Origin of the sequence: Lacinutrix algicola (assembly GCF_001418085.1) — a bacterium.
Taxonomy (GTDB): domain Bacteria; phylum Bacteroidota; class Bacteroidia; order Flavobacteriales; family Flavobacteriaceae; genus Lacinutrix; species Lacinutrix algicola.
Map to the genome: position 1 here is coordinate 1 of NZ_LIQH01000034.1, position 22,458 is coordinate 22,458.

Genomic DNA, 22,458 nt, shown 5'->3' on the forward strand with positions numbered 1-22,458 from the left:
CTAGACACTACATTCTTATTTAACGAGATACCTGAGAAAATTATCTTTAGAGTCTTGTTCTATTTTTAATTCCTACCGTTTTAAATAATGCTTTATAATCTGGCATCTCACTCTTATAAATATAATTATTGAAGAAATCGTTTCCAAAATCTTCACCAGCATAGGTGTTTAGTAAGTCGTTAAGATTTTTAATAGTATATGGTGTTTCAGTTTTTCCGTACGTACTCCATACCATCTTCATATAACCATCTAAATTCAAACCTTTTTCGCGTAAAGACAAATCTAAAGCCAAACCTAAAACACTTCCGTAAGAATAATAAGAGATGAATGTATTGTCTCTATTTACAGGGTCTATTGACGATGCTGCATCTACAAATGGCGCTTGGTAGCTCATTTCAATAGGATTAAAAAACTGTCTTGCAGGAGAATTCCATACGTAATTAAAAGTACCGTTTAATCCATTCACATAGTCTTCTGGAGTAATAACTCCTGCCCTACACAAAATAAGATTAGTATAATAACTTGTAAAACCTTCTGCAAACCAAAGTTCCCCACTCATGTTTGCTTCTTCAAAATTAAAAGGCTCTAAAGATTGTGGACGAATACGTTCTACATTCCATGCATGGAAAAACTCATGAGAAACTGTACCTATATTTCCTTTCATTCCGCCTTCGGCTAAACCTTCTTTATCTGTTAAAATAGTAGAGTTCCTATGTTCCATACCATCTCCACTTACATTACCAATATAGCAAGCTAAAAACGTATATTTTCCATAATCGAAATTTGGTAACTCACCATAAACAGCTTCTTCAGCTAAAACAACTTTCTTTACTTTTTCGAAGTAAGTATCTAAGTCTTCTTCCAATCCTTTGTGGTGTAATACAAATTCAACTTCCTGGTTTTTAACTTTAAAACTTCTTTTACTATAATCACTTATCTCTGTTGGGCTATCCATAAAATACTGCAAGTTTGGCGCAGTATAAGTAGTTCCAGCTTTTAAAGATAATTGTGTTGCCACTTTCCAGTTTAAATCTGTTCTTGGCTTAAAGGTAATTTCTATTGGGCGCTCACTTAAACTTGGCGCATACATAAATGTAGCAGGAATATTAAGGTGTGCATGTGTCTCGTCTACCTGGCTGTATGTTCCATCTGCTCTATTGGCGAATAAAGTATAAGAAATATGTACGGTTTTATCGTGATTTAAAACTTCCCATGCTTGTGGACTTATTCGTTTTATTTCTAATGCTTCACCTTTACTATTAACTGCTTTTACATTATATATGTTTTTAGCAAAATCGTGAATAGCATAACGTCCTGGAGATGTACGACTCATTTGTACTAAAAGAGAATTTCCTTTTAAGTTTTTATACGAAACATCAATAGCCGCTTCGTGATGCACTGCATTCTCGAAACCTATTGAATAGCTTGTATTTTGAGCAAAAATTAATGTTGTAAAAAAAAGGGTAAGAATAGAAAAAACTGATTTCATTTTTTAAAGTAATATAGACGTTAGAATACTAATTGAGTTATACTTTTTTAATAACATTAGTTACAATACCCCAAATTAAGAAGTTGTTGTCTTCGGTAATGTTTATAATAGGATAATCTGGATTTTCTGGCTGTAACCAAACCTCATCTTTAGAAACTCTTAAACGTTTTACGGTAAACTCGCCATCTAGAAAGCAAACAGCAATTTTGTTATTTTGTGGCTCTAAACTTCTATCTATTACCAGTAAATCGTTATCATCTAGTCCAGCACCAATCATAGATTGCCCGCTTACTCTAGCATAAAAGGTTGCTTCTTTATTTTTTACAAGCTCTTCATCTAAAGACAAACGGTGCTCTTTAAAATCTTCTGCTGGCGATGGAAATCCTGCCGAAATACCTGTATCGAAAAACTGTCCTGCAGTTCCGTCTATTGTTTCTGGTGTAAAGAAGGTTAAGCTTCCTTGTTTGTGCGCTATCATAGGCTGTATATTTATTATTTCCGCGGAAGCGAAAAAACCTTTAGTTTTATTTCTTTATAAATTTAGTGCTTTTTGCGAGATTCTTCACGGTACACTAAGTAACATTTATTTAACCACTATAATATCGTTAATATTCGTGGTGTATTTTGGCGATAAACGTTCTTGACGCATTTTCCAAGTGCGTTTTAAATCTTGACTTCCTAATTTTATTTTATTGCCTTTAAACTTAGCATTTAAAAAATCTATAGACTGCATTAATGGTTGATGTTTTGGGTTTTGCGTATCGAATAAATTTAACTGAAAACTATCTTCGGAAACCAAACCTGTAACCACAACTCCTGCGCGTTTGTATTTTATACCTTCCTTAAAAATTGATTTAACAGCACTAACTGCACAGTTACTTATAATTAAAGATGAATTTGTTGGACTCGATAAATTAACGCTCACACTTGCACTATGTTGCTCTACACCTGCTTTGTGCCTGTCGCTACTTATACTTACAACAATAACATGGCAACTGGAACCTTGTTTGCGTAATTTTTCGGCACAACTGGTTGCAAAAGTCGATACGCGTTCTTTTATATTATCGATATCGGAATAGGTGTACTCAAAACTTCGTGTGGTTGCAATCGCTTTTTTTACAGTATCATACTCGTCTAACTTAAGTGTTGGAATACCTTCTAAATCGCGTTTTAATCGGGATTCTATAATAGAAAAATTACTTTTCACCCAAGCATCTGGTAATTGAGTAAAATCGTAAGCAGTATTGCAGCCTTTTGCTTTTAAACGTTTGCTTAAACGACGTCCAATACCCCAAACAGCATCAATTTTAATCCATTTAAGCGCTTTAATTCTTTTCTCGTCAGAATCTATAACATAAACGCCATTGGTTTCTTTTGGAAATTTTCTAGCAACCTTATTTGCTACTTTACAAAGCGCTTTTGTTGGCGCAACACCAACACAGGTTGGAATACCTGTCCATTTTAAAATGCGCTTTCGCATTTGGTTTCCGTAATCGTTAAAATTGTAATTATCGAAGCCTTTAAATTCTAAAAAAGATTCATCTATACTATACACCTCGATGTCGGGCGTAAACTGTTTTAGTATCTCCATAACACGAGAACTCATGTCTCCATATAATGGATAATTTGAGGATAAAACATGGACACCATTAGCCTTACAAAAGCTTTCCCATTTAAAAATAGGTGCTCCCATTGGCAGGTTTAAGTCTTTGGCTTCGTCACTTCGTGCGATAACACAACCATCGTTATTACTTAAAACAGCAACTGGTTTACCTTGTAAATTAGGGTTAAAAACACGTTCGCAAGAAGCATAGAAATTATTACAATCTACAAGTGCAAACATAGACTGCAAAGTTATAGCAAAAGTGATTTGTGTTTTAGGTGATAAAAAAATCTTATTAACTAAAAATTTTTACCATTTACAAAATGGTGTTTTACTTAACTGTGAATTATAATATTTTGCATTTCCTGTTACTTCTTCTCCTAACCAATTTGGTTTGGTAAACGCTTCTGTTTCATTGTTTAATTCTACCTCAGCAACAATTAATCCTACGTTTTTACCAAAAAATTCATCGACTTCGAAGGTGTGATTATCCACCTTTACATCATATCGTATTTTATCGATCATGCCTTTTTTACATAGCTTTAAAAGAGATTCTGCTTCTATTTTCGGGATTTCTTTTTCCCATTCGAAACGAGACAATCCGTTTTTAGAAGATTGGCCTTTTATTGTTAAAAAACCTATATCGCCTTTTAATCTTACACGAACTGTTCGTTTTTTATCTGTGCTTAAAAAGCCTTGCACAATTCTAGTTTGCTTAAACGCTTCACTTTTAAAAGCATTAGACTGGACTAAAAATTTACGTTCTATTTCTATCATATTAATTTAAACTCATTAGGTATTAGAGATTCCTGCGTGCTCAGGAATTAGTAAATTTACAGCATGCTAAACGATTTACCAATAAGAAAGATAATTCATGTAGATATGGATGCGTTTTACGCATCTGTGGAGCAATTGGATAATCCTGAACTTATAGGAAAACCTTTAGCTGTTGGTGGTAGCGGAACTCGAGGTGTTGTTAGTGCTGCTAGTTACGAAGCACGAAAATTTGGAGTGCGTAGCGCTATAAGTGGTGTAAAAGCAAGACGTTTATGCCCAGAATTAATATTTGTGCCACCACGATTTGATAGGTACAAGGAAATTTCTAAAAAAATTAGAGCCATCTTTTTAGACTATACAGATCTTGTAGAACCTTTATCTCTCGATGAAGCTTATTTAGATGTTACCGAAAACAAAAAAGGAAACCCGAGTGCTTCGCTTATTGCCGAAGAAATAAGAACTCGCATTTTTAACGAGGTTGGTTTAACTGCATCTGCGGGAATTTCTGTAAATAAATTTGTTGCTAAAATTGCTAGTGACTACAATAAGCCTAATGGACAGAAAACAGTAAATCCTGAAGAAGTTCTAGATTTTTTAGAGCAGCTTGATATTAGAAAATTTTATGGTATTGGTAAAGTTACTGCAGAAAAAATGTATCAAAAAGGTATCTATACAGGTCTTGATTTAAAGAATAAATCTTTAGAGTTTCTAGAGAAAAATTTCGGGAAATCTGGTACGCATTATTATTACATTGTTCGTGGCATACATAACAGCGAGGTAAAACCAAACCGAATAAGAAAGAGCTTAGCTGCAGAGCGTACTTTTAATAAAAATTTATCTTCGGAAGTGTTTCTGCTCGAAAAGCTAGAGCATATTGCCGAAGAAGTTTCTAAGCGTTTAACCAGAAGTAAAGTTGCTGGAAAAACAGTAACACTAAAGATTAAATACAGTGATTTCACATTACAAACACGAAGTAAAACATTGCCTTACTTTATAAGCGATAAAAGTGTGGTTTTAGAAACTGCAAAGGAATTACTCTACCAAGAAAAACTAAACAACTCTGTTCGGCTTTTGGGTATTTCGTTATCGAATTTAAACACCGAGAAAAAGATTAAAAAGATGGAACAGAAAAGTGTTAGTGCACAGTTAAAGATTAACTTTTAGAATATTCTAAAATATCACTTGGTTGGCACTCTAAAGCTTCGCAAATGGCTTCTAATGTAGAAAAACGCACTGCTTTTGCCTTACCAGATTTTAGTATCGATAAGTTGGCGGTTGTTATACCTATAATTTCAGCCAAGTCTTTGCTTTTCATCTTGCGCTTGGCAAGCATAACGTCTAAGTTTACTATTATTGGCATAGGTTATATTGTTAGTTCGTTTTCTTGTTGGATTTGGAAACCTTGTTTGAAAATAGCTAAAACAAATAAAGTAAATAAGCCAATAATAAAATTAGGTAAAGAAGGCATAACATTTAAATAAACCCATTGTTTAAACATTAAAAGGTCAAACAAACTATAAACTATCGGTAAACATATATTAAAAATTGCAAAAAACTTTAAATATTTGATTGATGATTCTTTAAAAATTAATTCATCTTGTTTTAACGATTTAAAAATTAAAACTAACAAATAAAATAATAGTCCTGTTTTTATAAATGGAAAAAGAAAAGAGATTAATCCTTTGGTATCCATCCTTACACTCCACCTACTATTCGTAAATGGCATATCAAACAAGTAGCTATAATAATCATTATATGTTTGAAGTTCGTAGTGACCAACAACACCTGAAACTATAAAAAATAGGATATATAAAACCTCTATCATTAGCAGGATTGAGAATACCCAAAATAAGAGTGACGAAACAGAGTACTTTCCAAACATTTTTAATTTCATGTTTTTCATAATCAATTTTTTAAATTATTTTCTTGTTTAAGTAAATCTTTTATTTCCTTTTCTAAGCGTTCAAAATTTCCTTTATCTGCATCTTCTTGTGTGATTGTAATTTCTCCTCCATCACGTTTTGGAAACGTTCCTGGAACCATTGTAACAGAAGTATAATTGATAATTTCTTTATTTGAAGTTATAAGATAGTTTGTTGGAAATCCAGTAATATGTCTAAATCCTGAAATATCAATTGTAGTTGCTTCACTCTGTTTTTTTTGAGAAGGAACAAGCACAACGTTATTATTATAATCTTCTGCAAACTCTTTTAATTCAGATTGAGTATCCCAAAATAAAAGTACAAAATCAACTTTTTCTTTATATTTTTCTACAATTTTATTTAAAGCAGGTATTTCTGCTTTACAAGGTGCACACCAAGATGCTGTGACTTGCAAAAATAATGGTTTCTTATTATTTGACGTTTTATAGATAATACTATCTACAGTTACAAAAGAGTAATCATCAATAAAGCTATTTATAACTAATACATTAATTGAATCGCTATATTTTAAGGCATTTTCACTATCGTTTTTATCCCAATACTTCTGTGAATCGGCTCGATACCTTTTTATTAATACTTCAGTGTCGGAAAATTTCTTTTTCTCATCCTGAATTGTTTTATCTTTTTCACATGATAATACGCATAGAAGAATTGATATTATTAATATATTCTTCATAATTATACAGTTAATTCATTTTCTTCCTTAGCAACTTTTGCTATTTGAAACACTTCACTTAAAACCATAAAAAACAAGCCTAAACACACAATAAATATATAAGGAGTCAAGCCTAAATTGATTTCAAGTTTTGATTCGAATATTAATTTAATAACAAAGAATAAAATAGTAGCAGAAATACCAGTAACTACTAATAAGTTTCCCATTTTACGATACGTAGCAATTACATAATCATGAAAAGGTTTTCGTTGTTGAAAATAACGCAGTGTTTTTCTAAAAAGATAAAAACAGTAAACACCTATTAATAATACAATCATCAAAACAAGAGTAGTTATAATTACCGAAGCACTAGAATTTGCAACTTCAGATGTATTCACATTTAAAACAGTTTCTGTAATTGATGGGTCTATAAATACAAATACTGAAACAAATAAGAGTAATAGAATTAAAGGAATACAAGTAACAATCCAAATAAAATCTACTAACGATTTTAGAATATTTAGTTTTTTCATTTTTATATAATTATCGTTTAACAATAACAAATATATAAAAATTATTGATAAACAATAATAAATTATTAAAAAACATAAAAACTCGTATTACAAAACCTTTATTTATATTTGAACAATGAAGACAACACTTAAATACATTAAAAGAGTTCCCGGTTGGAAAACAATTCTAGGAATAACAATAGCCTTTATTAGTCTTTATCTTATTATTTCTGGTGCATTTTTTGGTATTGTTCCAATAGCATATAGTGTTTTACTATTACAAACCAACGGTACAGAAATTAATCTACAGAACAAGACTTACAGAAAAATATATTCAATTTTAGGTTTAAGTTTTGGCAAATGGATACCATTACCAGAAGCTGAATATGTTTCAATATTCGCTACAACAGAAACAACAAAAGTATGGGCTAGTTCTGCTACAACGAATATTACAGATGCTATATACATGATTAACATTTTCCATAATACCAATCAAAAAATTGAAGTCTGTAATGCATATTCTAAAAAGGAGGCTTTCGATATTGGCGCGCACGTTGCCTTTACTCTAGATATTGATTTACTAGATGCTACAGAAAACAAAAACTTTAAATGGATGGATAGAAATCTTTATATAGAAACAGGGAAAATAGTATACATCGATTAATTAAGAATAATTTTTTGGTATCTTACAAATACACTCTACCTCTATAAAATTATGAGCGATACTTTTAAAACCATAGCAAGATTTCAATATTCCACCGAAGCTCAAATAATAAAAGGACGTTTGGAAGCCGATGGCATTCAAGTGTTTTTAAGCGATAATTTTACTATAGATACAGATCCATTAGTAAGTAATGCTATTGGTGGTGTAAAATTAAAAGTACTCGCTAAAGATGCTATGGAAGCGCAACATATTCTAGAATCTATTTCTAAGTACTCTTTAGACGATGATGGCAATACCATACATTGCCCAAATTGCAATAGCGAGAAAATAGAATTATTTTCCACCATAAAAGGTTTTAAATCTTTCTTCGGATTTATTTTTGGAGTACTATTTGGCACCTTACCAATAAGTGCAAAACACAAGTACAAATGCGAAACTTGTGAAACTGAATTTGAAATTAAATAGAATATTATTAATTCATATTTAAAATCGTAATTTCATAATACTATTAATTATCGTATAATTCCTGATAAACTGGATCTAGTAAATTAATAATATCAGTACTTGAATCTTCTAAAAAATAAAGTTGATTATACTGCCATTCATCATCTACTTTTTCTGCATTAACAACAATTACTCCTTCTCCATTAGGTCCTTTTATAGGTATATTTAATTCTGCAGTGCTATATCCGTTTTTATAACTATAATTTGTACTTCCCATACCATCACTCTCGATTGGCTCACCTAAAAAACCAATAACTTCTTCGTTTTCTATAGCTTGAGAAAAGGCATAAATATAAGGTTCGGATTCTGAAATAGAGTCCGATATTTTATAAAAAGCTCCAACAATTACTAATATTACAACGACAATTATAGACAGACAACCTCCTCCAAGTAACCATCCCCAATTTCTACTAAACCAACTCTTTTGTCTTGTTTCTTCCATATTAATTTCTATTAAAAGCCCTTCCGAATCTATCGGGATTAATAATTACATTCTTCAATATAAGTATTCATTTTCAAGAATTTGTTACATGAATAAAAATAAATTTCTAAGCATTATAAACATATTTTGTTAATCATTTTTATAATGGAAGAAAACTAGTGTCTGTAAAATACATTTCTACCTAAATATGAATGGCAAAAAATAGTTTGTAACAAATCAACTACAATAACTACATATAAATAGAGTGCAGATAAAACGCTCTTTACTTTTCAAAAAGTAGTATATTTCATTTTTTAACTAACAACGCTTTATTATGACAGATTGGTTCTTTAGCCTAGAATTATTTCCAAAAATATATTGGAGTATAGCATTATTAGGTTCAGTTATTTTCATTTTTACTACAATTTCTACTTTTATTGGTGGTGATGCAGACGATTTTGGTGATGTAGATTCAGACATTGAAGCAGATACTGGTATTGGTTTTCAGTTTATAACTTTTAGAAATTTAGTAGGTTTTTTTACTTTATTTGGCTGGAGTGGTATTGCATGTATAGATGCTGGATTCTCTAAACCATTAACAATAATTATCTCTTTAATTTGCGGATTAATTATGATGACTATAATGGCTGCCATGTTTTTTTACATGAACAAACTTAGCGATAGCGGAACCATGAAATTTAAAAATGCCATAAATGAAGTTGGCGAAGTTTATTTAACCGTTGGAGCAAAACGCTCTACAATAGGAAAAGCACACGTTAAAATCCAAGGTGCACTAAGAGAATTAGAAGCCTTAACAGACAGCGAAACCGATTTAAAATCTGGCACAGTAATTAAAGTAAAAGACATTACCGATAACGGCATATTAATTATAGAGAAATTAAACTAAAAAACCACAAAACTTATGATGTTAACCATTCAAGACGCCTTTAATTTTGGCTTTCCAATTGCAATTATTTTTGCAATCCTATTTGTTTTCGTATTTCTAATAGTCCTTGTTAAACGCTACAAACGTTGTCCTTCAGACAGAATTCTAGTTGTTTATGGTAAAGTAGGTGGCGGACAATCTGCCAAATGTATCCATGGTGGAGCAGCCTTTATTTATCCTGTAATTCAAGATTATCAATTTTTAGATTTAACACCAATTTCTATTGAGGTTAATTTAGTAAATGCATTATCTAAACAAAACATTCGTGTAAATGTACCATCGCGTTTTACTATTGGTGTCTCTACAGAACCAGGTATTATGCAAAATGCTGCCGAAAGACTTTTAGGTCTTAACCAAAACGATATACAAGAGTTAGCCCAAGAAATTATTTTTGGTCAGTTACGTTTAGTTGTAGCTTCTATGGATATTGAAGAAATTAACAACGATAGAGATAAGTTTTTAACTAACATTTCTCAAAGTGTAGAATCTGAATTAAAGAAAGTAGGTTTAAAACTAATTAACGTAAACATTACAGATATTGTAGATGAGTCTGGATACATTGAAGCTTTAGGTAAAGAAGCCGCAGCTCACGCAATAAACGCAGCACGTAAATCGGTTGCCGAGAAAACTAGAGATGGATCTATTGGTGAAGCAAATGCTGTACAAGATGAAAGAACCCAAGTTGCCGCAGCAAATGCACAAGCAGTAGAAGGTGAAAACACAGCCAAAATTGCAGTTGCAAATTCCGATTCTTTACGTCGTCAACGTGAAGCTGAAGCAGAACGCGTAGCAATAGCATCAGAAAAAGTACAAACAGCAAAAGCGTTACAAGAGTCTTATGCTGCAGAAAAGGAAGCAGAAACAGCAAGAGCAGATAGAGAACGTTCTTCTCAAGAAGCAGATATTATTGTACCAGCAGAAATTGATAAAAGAAAAGTAGAAATTGATGCTGAAGCTGAAGCTGAACAAATAAGAAGACGTGCAAAAGGTGAAGCTGATGCGATACTATTTAAAGCGCAAGCTGAAGCACAAGGTCAGTTTGAAATCTTAACCAAGCAAGCCGCTGGTATGGAACAAATTGTAAAAGCTGCCGGTAATAACTCTAAAGACGCTGTATTATTATTAATTGCAGATAAGTTACCTGAGTTAGTAAAAATGCAATCTGATGCAATCAAAAATATTAAAATTGACAAAGTTACTGTTTGGGAAAATGGTGGTGGAAAAGACGGAAAATCGTCTACTGCGAATTTCCTTTCTGGATTATATAAATCGGTACCACCTTTACAAGAAATGTTTAATATGGCAGGAATGGAATTGCCAGAATATTTAAAAGGTAAAGATGTAAAAAGTGATGCTGAAGCGGAAATTATAGAAGACAATAACCCAAAAGCATAATCAATATTAAATTTTAGAGGCTATTTAAAAATGTTATTCTGAATAAAATGAAGCACCTGTTAAAACATTAATTTACTGTTTTAACGCATTAAAACACTTCACTTTACTCTAAATACTATTTTTAAAAAGCCTCTTTTTCTATACAACACATTTAAAGTAAATACTTCAAGTTAAAAAATGAAGAAAAAAAAGGCAGACAACAAAAAAAGTATAGAAAAAGGTTGAATCCAACTCAAAAAATAGTTCTTACTATATTAAGTATATTTGCTATTGCTGCAATTTTTGCTGTTATTTTTCAAAATCCAGAAATTATTCTTTTTACTTTCTTTCTTGGGTTTCCAATAGCTTTTGCACTTGTAGGGATTTATATTTTACGCTCAAGAATAAGTTTTATAAAAAAGGCAGACACGTTTTTAGATACTTTTATGAGTTCTAATAATGATAATATTATTGCTCCTAATCAGCAATTCTATTTCAACCCAATGTATTACCATCTCTTTTTAATACTACTGGCTTTATTAAATATTCTTTTTTCAGAATTAGGAATGGAAAAATACAACGATTCGTTGTACAACCGTTTTTATGAAGATGTTTCTTTTCAAATAACAATTGCCTTTTTATTCGCTATTATTGGTTTTTTTAATCCTTATTTAAAAATTCCTCTACGTGTAAAAGACGCCATTAGAAAACGATATAAAAAGTTAGATAACCTTCTTTCAAATGACAGAAAAATATACACCTCCAGAGTTTTAGCTTGTATTATTGTTGTACTATTTTTTATTTATAAGGAGTGGTTAGTCTTTCCTAACCTATTTCAAGATAATTTAATATCTAAAGGTATTGATATCACTCTATTATTTTTTGTATTCAATAGTATCTTTCAAATGATTAGAAATGCAAAACAATTTTTACTCAGTAATATATTTAGAGTCATTAAATTATTTACAATTCTTACTTCTTCTCTATTCGTACTAGTACCTTTGGTTCCTTTAACAATCATTTCGCTTCATCTTTTAGATATAGATGAAAGAAATATCAACTTACTACCTTTTCCTTTTATAGGTTTTAATATTATTATGGTTTATGTAGAATACACTTTAAACAAAACAAATAAAGAGTCTAAAACAATTACTGAAACTAAATAACTTTAAAGTCAGAAAAAGTTTGGACAAAACTAATATAACGTACCTTTTAAATAGTAAATATTTTTACAAATTATACTAATTAATTTATATAAAAAATGCTTCAATTTTCATCGAAGCATTTTTATTTGAAATAGGATAAACTTATTTACAGTTTCCTGACATTTCTAATTTTTCAAATCCTACAATAAAAGCAGTTGCAGATACTGTAGTAGTAATATTTGTTACACCATTAGTACATTTACCGTTTAATTCTGCCATAGCAGTTTTTGCCTCTTGCTGAGTATCCATTGGTGTAAAACCAAAAATGTTAGTTGATTTTTTTACAACTTTCACTTCTTTCCCTGCAGATACATACTCTGAAGGTGTTGAAACTAAACCTGCAACTCCACAACTTGACATCATAACTGCAACAGCCATTAATCCTAATACTTTTTTCATCTTAAAAATTTTGATTTGTTAATATTGATAATCAAACATAATTCTTTTCCATTTAATAAATGAGTAAAAGGAAATGTTATTAACTGATTTATTTCTACACTAAATAACAAACCTACTACACTACCTCATCAAAAGAAATTTTTAAAATTTTAATAACGCTTTCAATTTCATCTTCGTTTAAATGCCCAAACCCTAATCTAATAGCACATAGATCTTTATTTTGATACAGTATTGTTTTAGGTAAAAATAAATCGTGTGTTTTAGCCTTTTCAGCCAATTTAATAAGCGATATTCTAGGTTCAAAATTTAACCAAACTGCCAAACCACCTGTTGGTATTTGCCAGTTTGCATAATCTTTAAAATAAACACTTAAACAGGCACACAAATAATCGCGTCTTTGCTTATAAATAGTAATGTTCTTTTTAATCAATCGGTGTATTTCACCTTCACTAATAAGCTCTGTTAGTATTTGCTTTTGTATTAAATCACCTTGCTTATCTAGTATTTGCAAATAGTTTTTGGCTTCATTAATAATGTTTTCTGGAGCGACTACAAATCCTATTTGAAAACTTGGAAAAAACGATTGTCCTAATCGTCCTAAATAAATAACCACACCTTGTCCATCAGCACTTGTCATAGGCACCATCGCAGAGCCACTAAACTGAAAATCGTAATCAAAATCGTCCTCTATAATAGCAAACTTATATGCCTTTGCTAGTTGTAATAATTTTAAACGCCTTTCCGCAGTAAGCGTTACCGTTGTTGGATATTGTCTATGTGCACAAACATACACACAACGAATACTATTTTTTGTAAAGTTTTTTTCAATAAAATCAACATCAATACCATGCGCATCTACAGGAATCGTTATAATGTTGGCTCCAGCTTGCTGAAAAATCATATTGGATTTATAATGACTTAAATGACCAACAAGCACAACATCGTTTTCTTGTATTAAAAGTTGAGAGACAATATATAAGCTCATTTCGGTACTACGTGTACTTACTATGTTGCTTGGTTTTATATGAAATCCTCTCGTGGCATTTAAATAATTACATAACTGTTTACTAAAAGTAGTATTAGATTCCGCTTGTGCTTGATTCCACTTCGAAACTAACGATGCACGTTTCATAGATGCACTATACCATTTAGAAAACTGATGTGTAGGATGCAATCTTAAATCAGGTTTCCCATCGTTAATTACATATTTACGTATTGAAGACTCTTCGGTAGAAGCTAAATTAAAAGACGATTGAAACGGAAATCCTGCTATTTCTGGATATTCTTTTATTTTTTCTAAGCCTTGAACCACACCTTTTATAGCAGCTGTTTTTTTTTCTGGCATTAAAACAAACGTTCCTTTATTAGCAACAATATCTACCCAACCTTGTGAGGCTAGCTCATCGTACACAGCAACTGCGGTATTTCTATTAATAGATAATAGCACACTAAATTTCCTAGTTCCCGGTAACGCAGTTCCTTCTGGTAAATAGCCACGCTGTATGGCATTAATAATTTCTTGAGCTATTTGAATATAGATTGCAGTATTCGGAGATTTTTCGAAATAAATTAAAGATTTTAATATGTCGTCAACCGGACTACTCATTGTTTTAAAACTGGACTACTTTAATGATCCGGAAAGTTACGAATTTTGCCGCGTTAAAAAACACCTATATATTTTATTATGAAATTAAACCCTTTTTTTATTTTACTTGCCATGTTAGCTATTACAACGCAAGCACAAGAATTCCAAAATCAAAAACTAGATTCTGTAATTATTACATCTACAAGAATAGATTTACCATTCTCAGAAAATTCTAGAACCATAACAGTAATTAGCCAAGAAGACATTAAAAAAAGTGCAACAACAAACGTTGCCGATTTATTACAACAAGTTGCAGGAGTAGACGTAAGACGTCGTGGGACTTCTGGAATGCAAGCAGATCTATACATTCGTGGTGGTGGTTTTGACCAAACATTATTATTAGTAGATGGCATAAAGGTTGAAGATTCTCAAACAGGACATCATACCATGAATATGGCTTTACCTATTGAAGTTATCGAGCGTATAGAAGTTATTAAAGGCCCAGCAGCAAGAGTATTTGGGCAAAATGCATTTACAGGAGCTGTTAACATAGTAACCAAAAAAAATATTGGAGATTTAGTTTCCTTAGGTGTACAGTCAGGATCTTATGGCCAACTTAATGGTTCTGTTATGGTTGGGAGTCAATTAGAAAAATCTTCGCATATAATTCAAGTTTCTAGAAATACTTCTCAAGGATATAGACATAATACAGATTATGATAATCAGAACTATTTTCTAAAAAGCTCATTCGATACTAACAAAGCTCCTATAAATGTGATTGCTTCGTTTCAAGAAAGAAAATTTGGTGCTAATGGTTTTTATGCTAGTCCAACAGCAATTAATCAATACGAAGAGACACAGGCTAGCTTAATTGGTATTACCACCAAAATTAAAAAAGAAAACTTAACTCTTAAGCCTAAATTATATTGGAAACGTAACCAAGATATGTACGTTTTTATAAGAGATAATCCTTCTGTTTATAGAAACTTACATATTACTAATAAAGTTGGAGCTGCCTTAGATGCTTCTTACAAGTCTAACCTTGGTGTAACAGGTTTTGGAGTAGATGTAGCGAAAGTGTACTTATCTAGTAATAATTTAGGATCTAGAAATAGATTTATGACAACCTTATTTTTAGAACACCGTTTTAAATTAGCAGATGATAAATTAGATATCACTCCAGGTATTGCTGTTAATTATTTTTCAGATTTTAAATTTCAAGCTTTTCCAGGTTTAGACATTGGCTATAAAATAAACGATGATATAAAAATTTATGGAAACATTGGTTACACGTATAGAATACCTACATATACCGATTTGTTCTATAGCGACCCAACAACATTAGGTGACGAAAACTTAGATCCAGAAGAAGCTATTGCTCAAGAATTAGGTATAAAGTACAACAATGGAAACTTTAATGCTTCTCTTGCTGCTTTTAATAGAGACTCTAAAAAACTAATCGATTTTGTAAAAGAAAACGAAGCCGATTTATGGCAAGCAACCAACATTAGAGATTTAAATACTAAAGGAATTGAAGTAAATGCATCGTACGGTTTCAAGCTTGCTGGTTATAACCAAGCCATAAAAACAGGATATACTTTTTTAGAAGATGATTTAAAAGCAGTACCAAGTAACTTCTCTAGATACTCTATCAACTCTTTAAAACATCATACAACAGCAAGCTTACAAACACAATTCTTTAAAAATCTTTCTCAAAACATTATTTATAAATATGCAGAAAGAACTTCTGGAGAGAGCTATGCGGTTATAGATGCTAGTGTAAATTATAATTTAAAAGCCTTTGAAATTTCTGTAATTGCAAATAACATTTTCAATACAGAATACACAGAAACTAACTTGGTACCAATGCCAAAAGGAAACTTGTTATTTGGTTTAAAATATAACCTTAAATAAAAGCATACTATAACTTAGTCAAACCACTTAAGCCCTATAGTTTTAAAACTATAGGGCTTATTTTTTTACATAAAGAAACAGAACCTTCAAATTATTTTATTTCCTATGAGCAAGATTAGACACAACTGGACAACAGCACAAATTTTAGATATTTACAACAAACCGATGATGGAATTGCTTTATGAAGCGGCAACTGTACACCGATTGCATCACGATCCAAATACAGTCCAGGTTAGCACATTAATATCTATTAAAACTGGAGGTTGCTCAGAAGATTGTGGCTACTGCCCGCAAGCAGCAAGATATCATACAGATGTAGAAGGAAACGACTTAATGACAATCCAACAAGTTAAAGCGCAAGCCTTACGTGCTAAGTCTGGAGGAAGCTCTCGAGTATGCATGGGAGCCGCTTGGAGAAATGTTAAAGACGGAGCAGAATTTGATCAGGTTTTAGAAATGGTTCGGACTATTAACAAACTAGATATGGAGGTTTGCTGTACCTTAGGAATGGTTACCGAAAATCAAGCTAAAAGACTCGCTGAATCAGGTTTATATGCCTACAACCATAATTTAGATTCTTCTGAGGAATACTATAAAGAAGTGATATCAACTCGTGGTTTTGAAGACCGTTTAAAAACAATAGATAACGTTAGAAAAACAAATGTAACAGTATGTTCTGGCGGAATTATTGGTATGGGAGAAAAAACCGAAGACCGTGCAGGAATGTTAGTCGCACTTTCTACATTAAACCCACAACCAGAATCCACTCCAATAAATGCATTAGTAGCCGTAGAAGGAACACCACTGGAAGACCAAAAACCTATTGAAATTTGGGATATGGTTAGAATGGTAGCTACTACAAGAATTGTTCTGCCAGAAACGCAAGTACGCTTAAGCGCAGGAAGAACACAAATGTCTAGAGAAGGACAGGCAATGTGCTTTTTTGCTGGAGCGAATTCTATCTTTGCAGGTGATAAATTACTAACAACTCCTAATCCTGAAATTGAAGGAGATATGGAACTGTTTAAAACTCTAGGTTTAAAACCGCAAAAACCATTTACAAAAAAAGAACAACCACAAACTATTGAAGCAAAGGATTCTAAATTTGAAGCCATGGGAGAAAAACCAAAATGGACCAGACCAGACCACAAAATAGAGCGTAATGAATTAGCAAAACAAAACCGAAAACCCTTAAAATAGTTAAAGTACTACAATAGACTTTTAGTTTTGTTAACTTTGTGGGCTAAATTAACAATACTTTAAACTTGAACCTTAATAATATACCACGTGTAAAGACTATTACAAAAGAAGACTTTATACGTCTTTATTTTAAACCACAGAAACCTGTGGTAATAGAACGTTGTATAGAAAATTGGCCTGCCTTTACCAAATGGAATTTAGACTACATGAAGCAAGTTGCGGGAGAAAAAACCGTACCGCTTTATGATGACAGACCTGTCGATTATAAAGATGGTTTTAATGAACCACATGCTAAAATGAAAATGAAAGACTATGTAGACTTGCTTAAAAGCAAGCCTACAAAATTTCGAATTTTTTTATGGAACATTTTAAAAGAAGTACCTCAACTACAACAGGACTTTAAATTCCCTGATTTTGGTTTACGCTTAATGAAAGGTTTGCCCATGTTATTTTTTGGTGGCACAAACTCGCACACCTTCATGCATTATGATATTGATTTAGCTAATATTTTTCATTTTCATTTTGAAGGAGAAAAACAAGTTATTCTATTCGATCAAGAGCAAAACAAGTATTTATACAAAATACCGCATTCGTTAATTGTTCGAGAAGATATCGATTTTTCTAATCCCGATTTTAAAAAATGGCCGGCTTTACAAAAAGCCAAAGGTTGGGAATGTGAACTTAAACATGGAGAAACCTTATACATGCCAGAAGGCTATTGGCATTACATGAAATATATAACGCCCGGATTTTCAATGAGTTTACGAGCTATTGCAAGGCGTCCAAAAAATTTAACAAAAGCTATTTATAATATAATTGTTATGCGTAATTTTGACAACTTAATGCGAAGTCTAAAAGGTCAAAAGTGGATTGATTGGAAAAATAGACAAGCAATAAAAAATACTAAATAAATTAAAAATGAAAAAAGTACTATTTGTATTAGCGTTCTTAAGTGTTTCGTTAATGAATGCTCAAGTGTTTGAAGGTAAAGGAGATAAGAAATTTCAAATTGGAGCTAATCTTCAAGATTATGCGTCCGGATTAAATGTTAGTTACGACTATGGACTTGGTGAAAACATTTCAGTAGGTGTATCGACAACATATGCTTTAAATGTTAAAAACAACAACGTTATTGATGCCGATTTTGGAGATCGTTTTGATATTAAAGCGCGTTTTAATGCTAATTTAGGAAACGTTATTAATATTGATGATAACTTTGATGTATATCCAGGTTTAAGTTTAAGCACAAAAAACTTTGGTGGGCACTTAGGTTTCCGTTACTTATTTACTAATGGTTTTGGAGTCTACACAGAGTTTAATACACCATTAGCAAAATATAACGAAACTCCAATTGGAGCAGAAAATATTCACAACCAATTTACAGTAAATTTAGGAGCTGTTTTCAACCTATAAAACAGACTTTACTTCTATAAAAAAGCCTTTCAGTTATAATTCTGAAAGGCTTTTTCATGAAGCTTTTTTTATGTTTTATTTTACCAATTCGTTTGCTTTTTCGTAAACCAAATACGACTCCCATCCTCTGTACAACAAGTAGTCTATTAGCTTCTTCTTTTTTTTAATTTATTGGTTTCCAATATCATATTCACTCTTTTTTCGGCTAAGTCATTAAAAACATCGATATACTCATCATCTGAAATTTCTTTAAGCGCAGCATTTATATTAATTTTGGAAATGTCCTTTCTCTTGAGTTCTTGAGTTAAACGAAAGCGTCCCCATTTTTTAATGTTGAACTTTCCTCGAACAAAGATTTTGGCAAAACGTTCTTCGTTAAGATAGTTGTGCTCCAAAAGATGAACTATTATAATATCTGTTGCTTCAGGTATCATATTTAAATCTCTTAATTTCTGCCTCACTTCTTTATGACAACGTTCTTGATAAGCACAGTAATGTTCTAGCTTTTTTTTAGCTTCATCGACTGTGAAGGATTTAAGTTTTTGGTGCATGCATCAAAAATACGCTATTAATATATAAACATAAGTTCCCTCTATTATGAAAAAAACTACCATTCTTTTAATTCTACTATTTTCTTGTGCTTTTGGATTTAGCCAAACAACTATTTATAGTGAAGACTTTTCTGGCCAACTTAATAAAGGAGCTTATTATAACAATACTACAGGATTAACAGAAACAGACTTAACTGGAGTTAATTGGACTATTGATGTCTCTGGAACTTCTTTTGATAGCAACACAGATAGATTTCAAGTTAGAAATGCTCCACGTTATCTTGAAGCCCGTGATTTAGATGGTCCTGCAATATGGTACTCTCCTACAATTAACATAAGTGCTTTTTCAGATATCCAATTTTCATTAGATGCGACAGAAAGCAGTCCTCCATCAGGTACCATAGGAAATAACCTTGAAAATGCAGATACTTTTACTACAGAATATAGTATAGATGGTGGTGCATGGACACAAGCAGGAAATAATGGTTTTATTCAAAATGATTATTTAGATACCGTAGTATCGCATAATGTTTTATTAAACGGTACTACTTTAGAGTTGAGAGTAACCATTGTAAATAATGCAGATGGTGAACTCATGCGAATAGATAATGTTTTAGTTGAAGGAATTGCTCCAACATCTCCAACTGTTACAATTAATCCGAGTACAAATACTATTGCGGCATTAAGTACTATTGAAAATAATGTGTCTTTGGTTGCTGAAACCTTTTCTGTACAGGGTAATGCACTAACTAATGATATTACAATTTCTACACCAGCAGAATTTATTATTTCTACAGCTTTAATTGGACCTTACGGTAATACTATTACATTACCTCAAACAGGAGGAACAGTAAATTCTACAACAATATACACTAAATTAGCGTTTGGTCTAGCTGTTAATTCTTACAGCGGAAACTTAGCTGTTAGTAGTACAGGAGCAACAACTGTTAATGTGGCTGCATCTGGAACAGTAATAGCACATACACCTGCTACTAATTGTGGTGAATTATTAATTTCTGAATATCACGAATCTGCTGTAGGTTCTCCAAACGAACGATATATAGAACTTTACAACCCAACAAATACCGCTATAAACTTATCTAATTACCAAATTGCTAGATTTAGAAATGGTAGAGTAAATTGGCATCCAGATATAAGAACTATACCTGCTGGACAAGGTACAATAGCTCCTTATTCTACTTTTTTAATTGCCAGAAATGGATCTACTTTATGTAGTACAGCAGATTATTGCCTTAATCATGCTATTATGAGTTTTGATGGAAACGATGTTATTGCGCTCCAAAATTCTAATGCAATAAACATAGACGTCATTGGAGAGCTAAACGTACTTAATAATTTCGCACAAAATGTAGATTTAGTTAGAAATCCAAATATACAAGCACCAACAACCACTTATAATGCTGCAGATTGGATATCAACAGCAGCTAATAATACTTCAATGCTTGGATGGCATAATAATGAATGTCTATGTACCTCAACTACAACTTGGGGAACCTCAGGTTGGAGTAACGGCGCTCCTAACACATCTACTGCTGCTATCATAAATGCATCTTACAACTCTTTTACTGATGGAAGTATAACAGCATGCTCACTAACGGTTAATACTAACGCCATTTTAACTGTTGAAGATCTTTCTTTTATAGATATAGAAACTAACATTATTGTATACGATAATGGAAAAATTATTGTTCAAAAAGATGGTTCTGTTGTACAAAACAATCCTAATGGAAAAACGGTAATTATAGATCCTACATTAGGAGAAATTAGTGTTACAAAAGAAACGGCACCAATTAATAACTGGTACGAATACACCTATTGGTCTTCACCTGTGGAAGGCGCAATAGTGCAAGATGTCTTTTTTCAAACAGATGCTAATAGACGTTTTTGGTATGATGCAAATAATTTTCAAGACTCTACAATGGAAACAGGAAACAACAATGGAACTGCTCCTGGACAAGACGATGTAGATGATAATGGAGACGTTTGGCAAATGGCTGCGGGTACTAATGTTTTATTGCCTGGTATAGGTTATGCAGCAACACTATCTCCTACCAGCTTTATCTTTGGTCCTGGTAGCCAATACGCTCATACTTTTGAAGGCCCTTTCAATACTGGAACTATTAACGTTCCTGTAGTTAGAAACGATACAGAATTAAACGATTTTAATAACAACTTTATTGGCAATCCGTATCCTTCTGCAGTAGATGCAGATCTGTTTTTTGCAGAGAATATAACATCTACAGGTATTTTAGAAGGTCCTATTTATTTATGGTCACAAAATACACCTCCTTCTGGAACTACTAATGGAAATTCTATCCTAAATTTTGATACTTCAGATTATGCTGAAATTAATGGAACAGCAGAAGTAGCAGGTGGAGATGGTGCTATACCTAACAGGTTTATACCTTCTGGACAAGGATTTTTTGCTAATTTTTCAGACACTTACCCAACGACTTCAGGCAACGTTGTTTTTAATAATAGCATGCGTGTAACTGGTAATAACGAACAATTCTTTAAAACATCTAACAATCAAAACACAAATACTAGAGACGTAATATGGCTTGACTTAACATCGGACAATGGTGTAAGAAATCAAATTTCTATTGGCTACCTAGATGGAGCTACCGCTGCTTTTGATGGTGCTTTTTACGATTCTTATAAAAGAACACCTGTTGGCTTATACGCTGTTTTATATTCTATAATTCCTGGAGATACTAAAAAAATATCAATTCAAGGTAAAGCTAGTAGCAATTTAAATTTAGACGAAGAAATCCCGATTGGAATAAGTACAAGTATAGATGTTCCGACTATATATTCTATTTCTATTCCTCAATTGGAAGGCGACTTCTTTAATAACAATACTATCTATTTAGAGGATTCATTAATGAATACTGTACACGACCTATCTAACAGTACTTATACTTTTACATCTACTCCAGGAGAGTTTAATGATCGTTTTAAAATTGTTTTTACAAACAATACACTTTCTACGGTTAATCTAGAATCTAGTCCTGAAAACTTCTCTATTGTTGAACTTCAAAATAACAATGTAAAGTTCTCTATAAACTCTAATAACTTAACAATTAAAAGCATTGAAATATTAGATGTATTAGGTCGCACAATTTATAATTTCCGTGGAAGCGAAAACACTGAGGTTTATAATTTATCAAATATAAGTAGTTCGGTTTATATTGCTAAAATTGAATTATCAAACGGTAAGATAATTACAAAGAAAGCTGTTAAGAAATAATAAATTATTATATAATATTTACACAGTCAAAT

The 22,458-nt window shown here is 31.9% G+C and carries 21 protein-coding genes and 2 pseudogenes; 11 read left to right on the forward strand and 12 right to left on the reverse strand.

What is annotated here, in order from left to right:
* Positions 1-67 precede the first annotated feature (67 nt).
* The 4 genes and pseudogenes from ASC41_RS07650 to ASC41_RS07665 form a co-directional block, all read right to left on the reverse strand.
* Positions 68-1,489: pseudogene (locus ASC41_RS07650) on the reverse strand (M61 family metallopeptidase); the annotation flags it as partial.
* A 37-nt stretch (positions 1,490-1,526) separates the two neighbouring features.
* Positions 1,527-1,967, reverse strand: a complete 441-nt coding sequence (locus ASC41_RS07655; protein WP_055436053.1) for a LexA family protein — start codon at positions 1,965-1,967, stop codon at positions 1,527-1,529.
* Between the two features lie 105 nt (positions 1,968-2,072).
* Positions 2,073-3,332: a Y-family DNA polymerase gene (locus ASC41_RS07660; protein WP_055436054.1), complete on the reverse strand. Its 1,260-nt coding sequence runs from the start codon at positions 3,330-3,332 to the stop codon at positions 2,073-2,075.
* Positions 3,333-3,401: 69 nt separating this feature from the next.
* Positions 3,402-3,869, reverse strand: coding sequence for a CYTH domain-containing protein (locus tag ASC41_RS07665; RefSeq protein WP_055436055.1), 468 nt, complete (start codon positions 3,867-3,869; stop codon positions 3,402-3,404).
* A 63-nt stretch (positions 3,870-3,932) separates the two neighbouring features.
* Between ASC41_RS07665 and dinB the strand changes: the two genes are divergently transcribed.
* Entirely contained in the window at positions 3,933-5,033 is a 1,101-nt protein-coding gene (dinB, locus tag ASC41_RS07670) for a DNA polymerase IV (RefSeq protein WP_055436056.1), read from the forward strand.
* Here dinB and ASC41_RS07675 read toward each other — a convergent pair.
* Genes ASC41_RS07675 through ASC41_RS07690 form a run of 4 tightly spaced genes read right to left on the reverse strand, consistent with a single transcriptional unit; the run spans position 5,023 to position 7,000 of the window.
* Positions 5,023-5,229 carry a helix-turn-helix domain-containing protein gene (locus ASC41_RS07675; RefSeq protein ID WP_055436057.1) on the reverse strand — a complete coding sequence of 69 codons (207 nt, stop codon included), beginning with the start codon at positions 5,227-5,229 and terminating at the stop codon, positions 5,023-5,025. The genes dinB and ASC41_RS07675 overlap by 11 nt on opposite strands.
* Positions 5,230-5,232: 3 nt before the next feature.
* Positions 5,233-5,763, reverse strand: a complete 531-nt coding sequence (locus ASC41_RS16790; protein WP_160318799.1) for a DUF2975 domain-containing protein — start codon at positions 5,761-5,763, stop codon at positions 5,233-5,235.
* A gap of 11 nt (positions 5,764-5,774) precedes the next feature.
* Entirely contained in the window at positions 5,775-6,488 is a 714-nt protein-coding gene (locus tag ASC41_RS07685; RefSeq protein WP_055436059.1) for a TlpA family protein disulfide reductase, read from the reverse strand.
* A gap of 2 nt (positions 6,489-6,490) precedes the next feature.
* Positions 6,491-7,000, reverse strand: a complete 510-nt coding sequence (locus tag ASC41_RS07690; RefSeq protein ID WP_055436060.1) for a DUF2975 domain-containing protein — start codon at positions 6,998-7,000, stop codon at positions 6,491-6,493.
* A gap of 115 nt (positions 7,001-7,115) precedes the next feature.
* On the opposite strand from ASC41_RS07690, the gene ASC41_RS07695 reads away from it, so the two are divergent.
* Together ASC41_RS07695 and ASC41_RS07700 are read left to right on the forward strand one after the other, a co-directional pair.
* Positions 7,116-7,643: a hypothetical protein gene (locus ASC41_RS07695; RefSeq protein WP_055436061.1), complete on the forward strand. Its 528-nt coding sequence runs from the start codon at positions 7,116-7,118 to the stop codon at positions 7,641-7,643.
* 51 nt (positions 7,644-7,694) lie between these two features.
* Positions 7,695-8,108: a putative signal transducing protein gene (locus ASC41_RS07700; protein ID WP_055436062.1), complete on the forward strand. Its 414-nt coding sequence runs from the start codon at positions 7,695-7,697 to the stop codon at positions 8,106-8,108.
* A gap of 43 nt (positions 8,109-8,151) precedes the next feature.
* Here ASC41_RS07700 and ASC41_RS07705 read toward each other — a convergent pair whose 3' ends face one another.
* Positions 8,152-8,589: a cytochrome c oxidase assembly factor Coa1 family protein gene (locus ASC41_RS07705; protein WP_055436063.1), complete on the reverse strand. Its 438-nt coding sequence runs from the start codon at positions 8,587-8,589 to the stop codon at positions 8,152-8,154.
* Positions 8,590-8,902: 313 nt separating this feature from the next.
* Between ASC41_RS07705 and ASC41_RS07710 the strand changes: the two genes are divergently transcribed.
* From ASC41_RS07710 to ASC41_RS07720, 3 genes are all read left to right on the forward strand, one after another.
* Entirely contained in the window at positions 8,903-9,475 is a 573-nt protein-coding gene (locus ASC41_RS07710) for a hypothetical protein (RefSeq protein WP_055436064.1), read from the forward strand.
* A 15-nt stretch (positions 9,476-9,490) separates the two neighbouring features.
* Positions 9,491-10,909: a flotillin family protein gene (locus tag ASC41_RS07715; RefSeq protein ID WP_083477166.1), complete on the forward strand. Its 1,419-nt coding sequence runs from the start codon at positions 9,491-9,493 to the stop codon at positions 10,907-10,909.
* Positions 10,910-11,130: 221 nt separating this feature from the next.
* Positions 11,131-12,054 (forward strand): hypothetical protein, encoded by a 924-nt coding sequence (locus ASC41_RS07720; RefSeq protein ID WP_055436066.1) that lies wholly within the window; start codon positions 11,131-11,133, stop codon positions 12,052-12,054.
* A 141-nt stretch (positions 12,055-12,195) separates the two neighbouring features.
* Here ASC41_RS07720 and ASC41_RS07725 read toward each other — a convergent pair whose 3' ends face one another.
* The gene (locus ASC41_RS07725) at positions 12,196-12,492 is read right to left on the reverse strand and encodes a hypothetical protein (protein WP_055436067.1); all 297 of its coding nucleotides are present in this window, start codon (positions 12,490-12,492) and stop codon (positions 12,196-12,198) included.
* Positions 12,493-12,607: 115 nt separating this feature from the next.
* Entirely contained in the window at positions 12,608-14,098 is a 1,491-nt protein-coding gene (locus tag ASC41_RS07730; RefSeq protein WP_055436068.1) for an aminotransferase-like domain-containing protein, read from the reverse strand.
* A 78-nt stretch (positions 14,099-14,176) separates the two neighbouring features.
* Here ASC41_RS07730 and ASC41_RS07735 point away from each other — a divergent pair, with 78 nt between their 5' ends.
* From ASC41_RS07735 to ASC41_RS07750, 4 genes are all read left to right on the forward strand, one after another.
* Entirely contained in the window at positions 14,177-15,991 is a 1,815-nt protein-coding gene (locus tag ASC41_RS07735) for a TonB-dependent receptor plug domain-containing protein (protein ID WP_055436069.1), read from the forward strand.
* Between the two features lie 105 nt (positions 15,992-16,096).
* Positions 16,097-17,191: a biotin synthase BioB gene (gene bioB, locus ASC41_RS07740; RefSeq protein WP_055436070.1), complete on the forward strand. Its 1,095-nt coding sequence runs from the start codon at positions 16,097-16,099 to the stop codon at positions 17,189-17,191.
* 65 nt (positions 17,192-17,256) lie between these two features.
* Positions 17,257-18,102, forward strand: coding sequence for a cupin-like domain-containing protein (locus tag ASC41_RS07745; RefSeq protein WP_055436071.1), 846 nt, complete (start codon positions 17,257-17,259; stop codon positions 18,100-18,102).
* A 7-nt stretch (positions 18,103-18,109) separates the two neighbouring features.
* Positions 18,110-18,604 carry a DUF6646 family protein gene (locus ASC41_RS07750; protein ID WP_055436072.1) on the forward strand — a complete coding sequence of 165 codons (495 nt, stop codon included), beginning with the start codon at positions 18,110-18,112 and terminating at the stop codon, positions 18,602-18,604.
* Between the two features lie 75 nt (positions 18,605-18,679).
* On the opposite strand, the pseudogene ASC41_RS07755 reads toward ASC41_RS07750, so the two are convergent.
* Positions 18,680-19,155 (reverse strand): annotated as a pseudogene (locus ASC41_RS07755) (regulatory protein RecX).
* A gap of 46 nt (positions 19,156-19,201) precedes the next feature.
* On the opposite strand from ASC41_RS07755, the gene ASC41_RS07760 reads away from it, so the two are divergent.
* Complete coding sequence (locus ASC41_RS07760) at positions 19,202-22,426, forward strand: lamin tail domain-containing protein (protein ID WP_055436073.1); 3,225 nt, start codon at positions 19,202-19,204, stop codon at positions 22,424-22,426.
* The last annotated feature ends 32 nt before the right edge of the window (positions 22,427-22,458 follow it).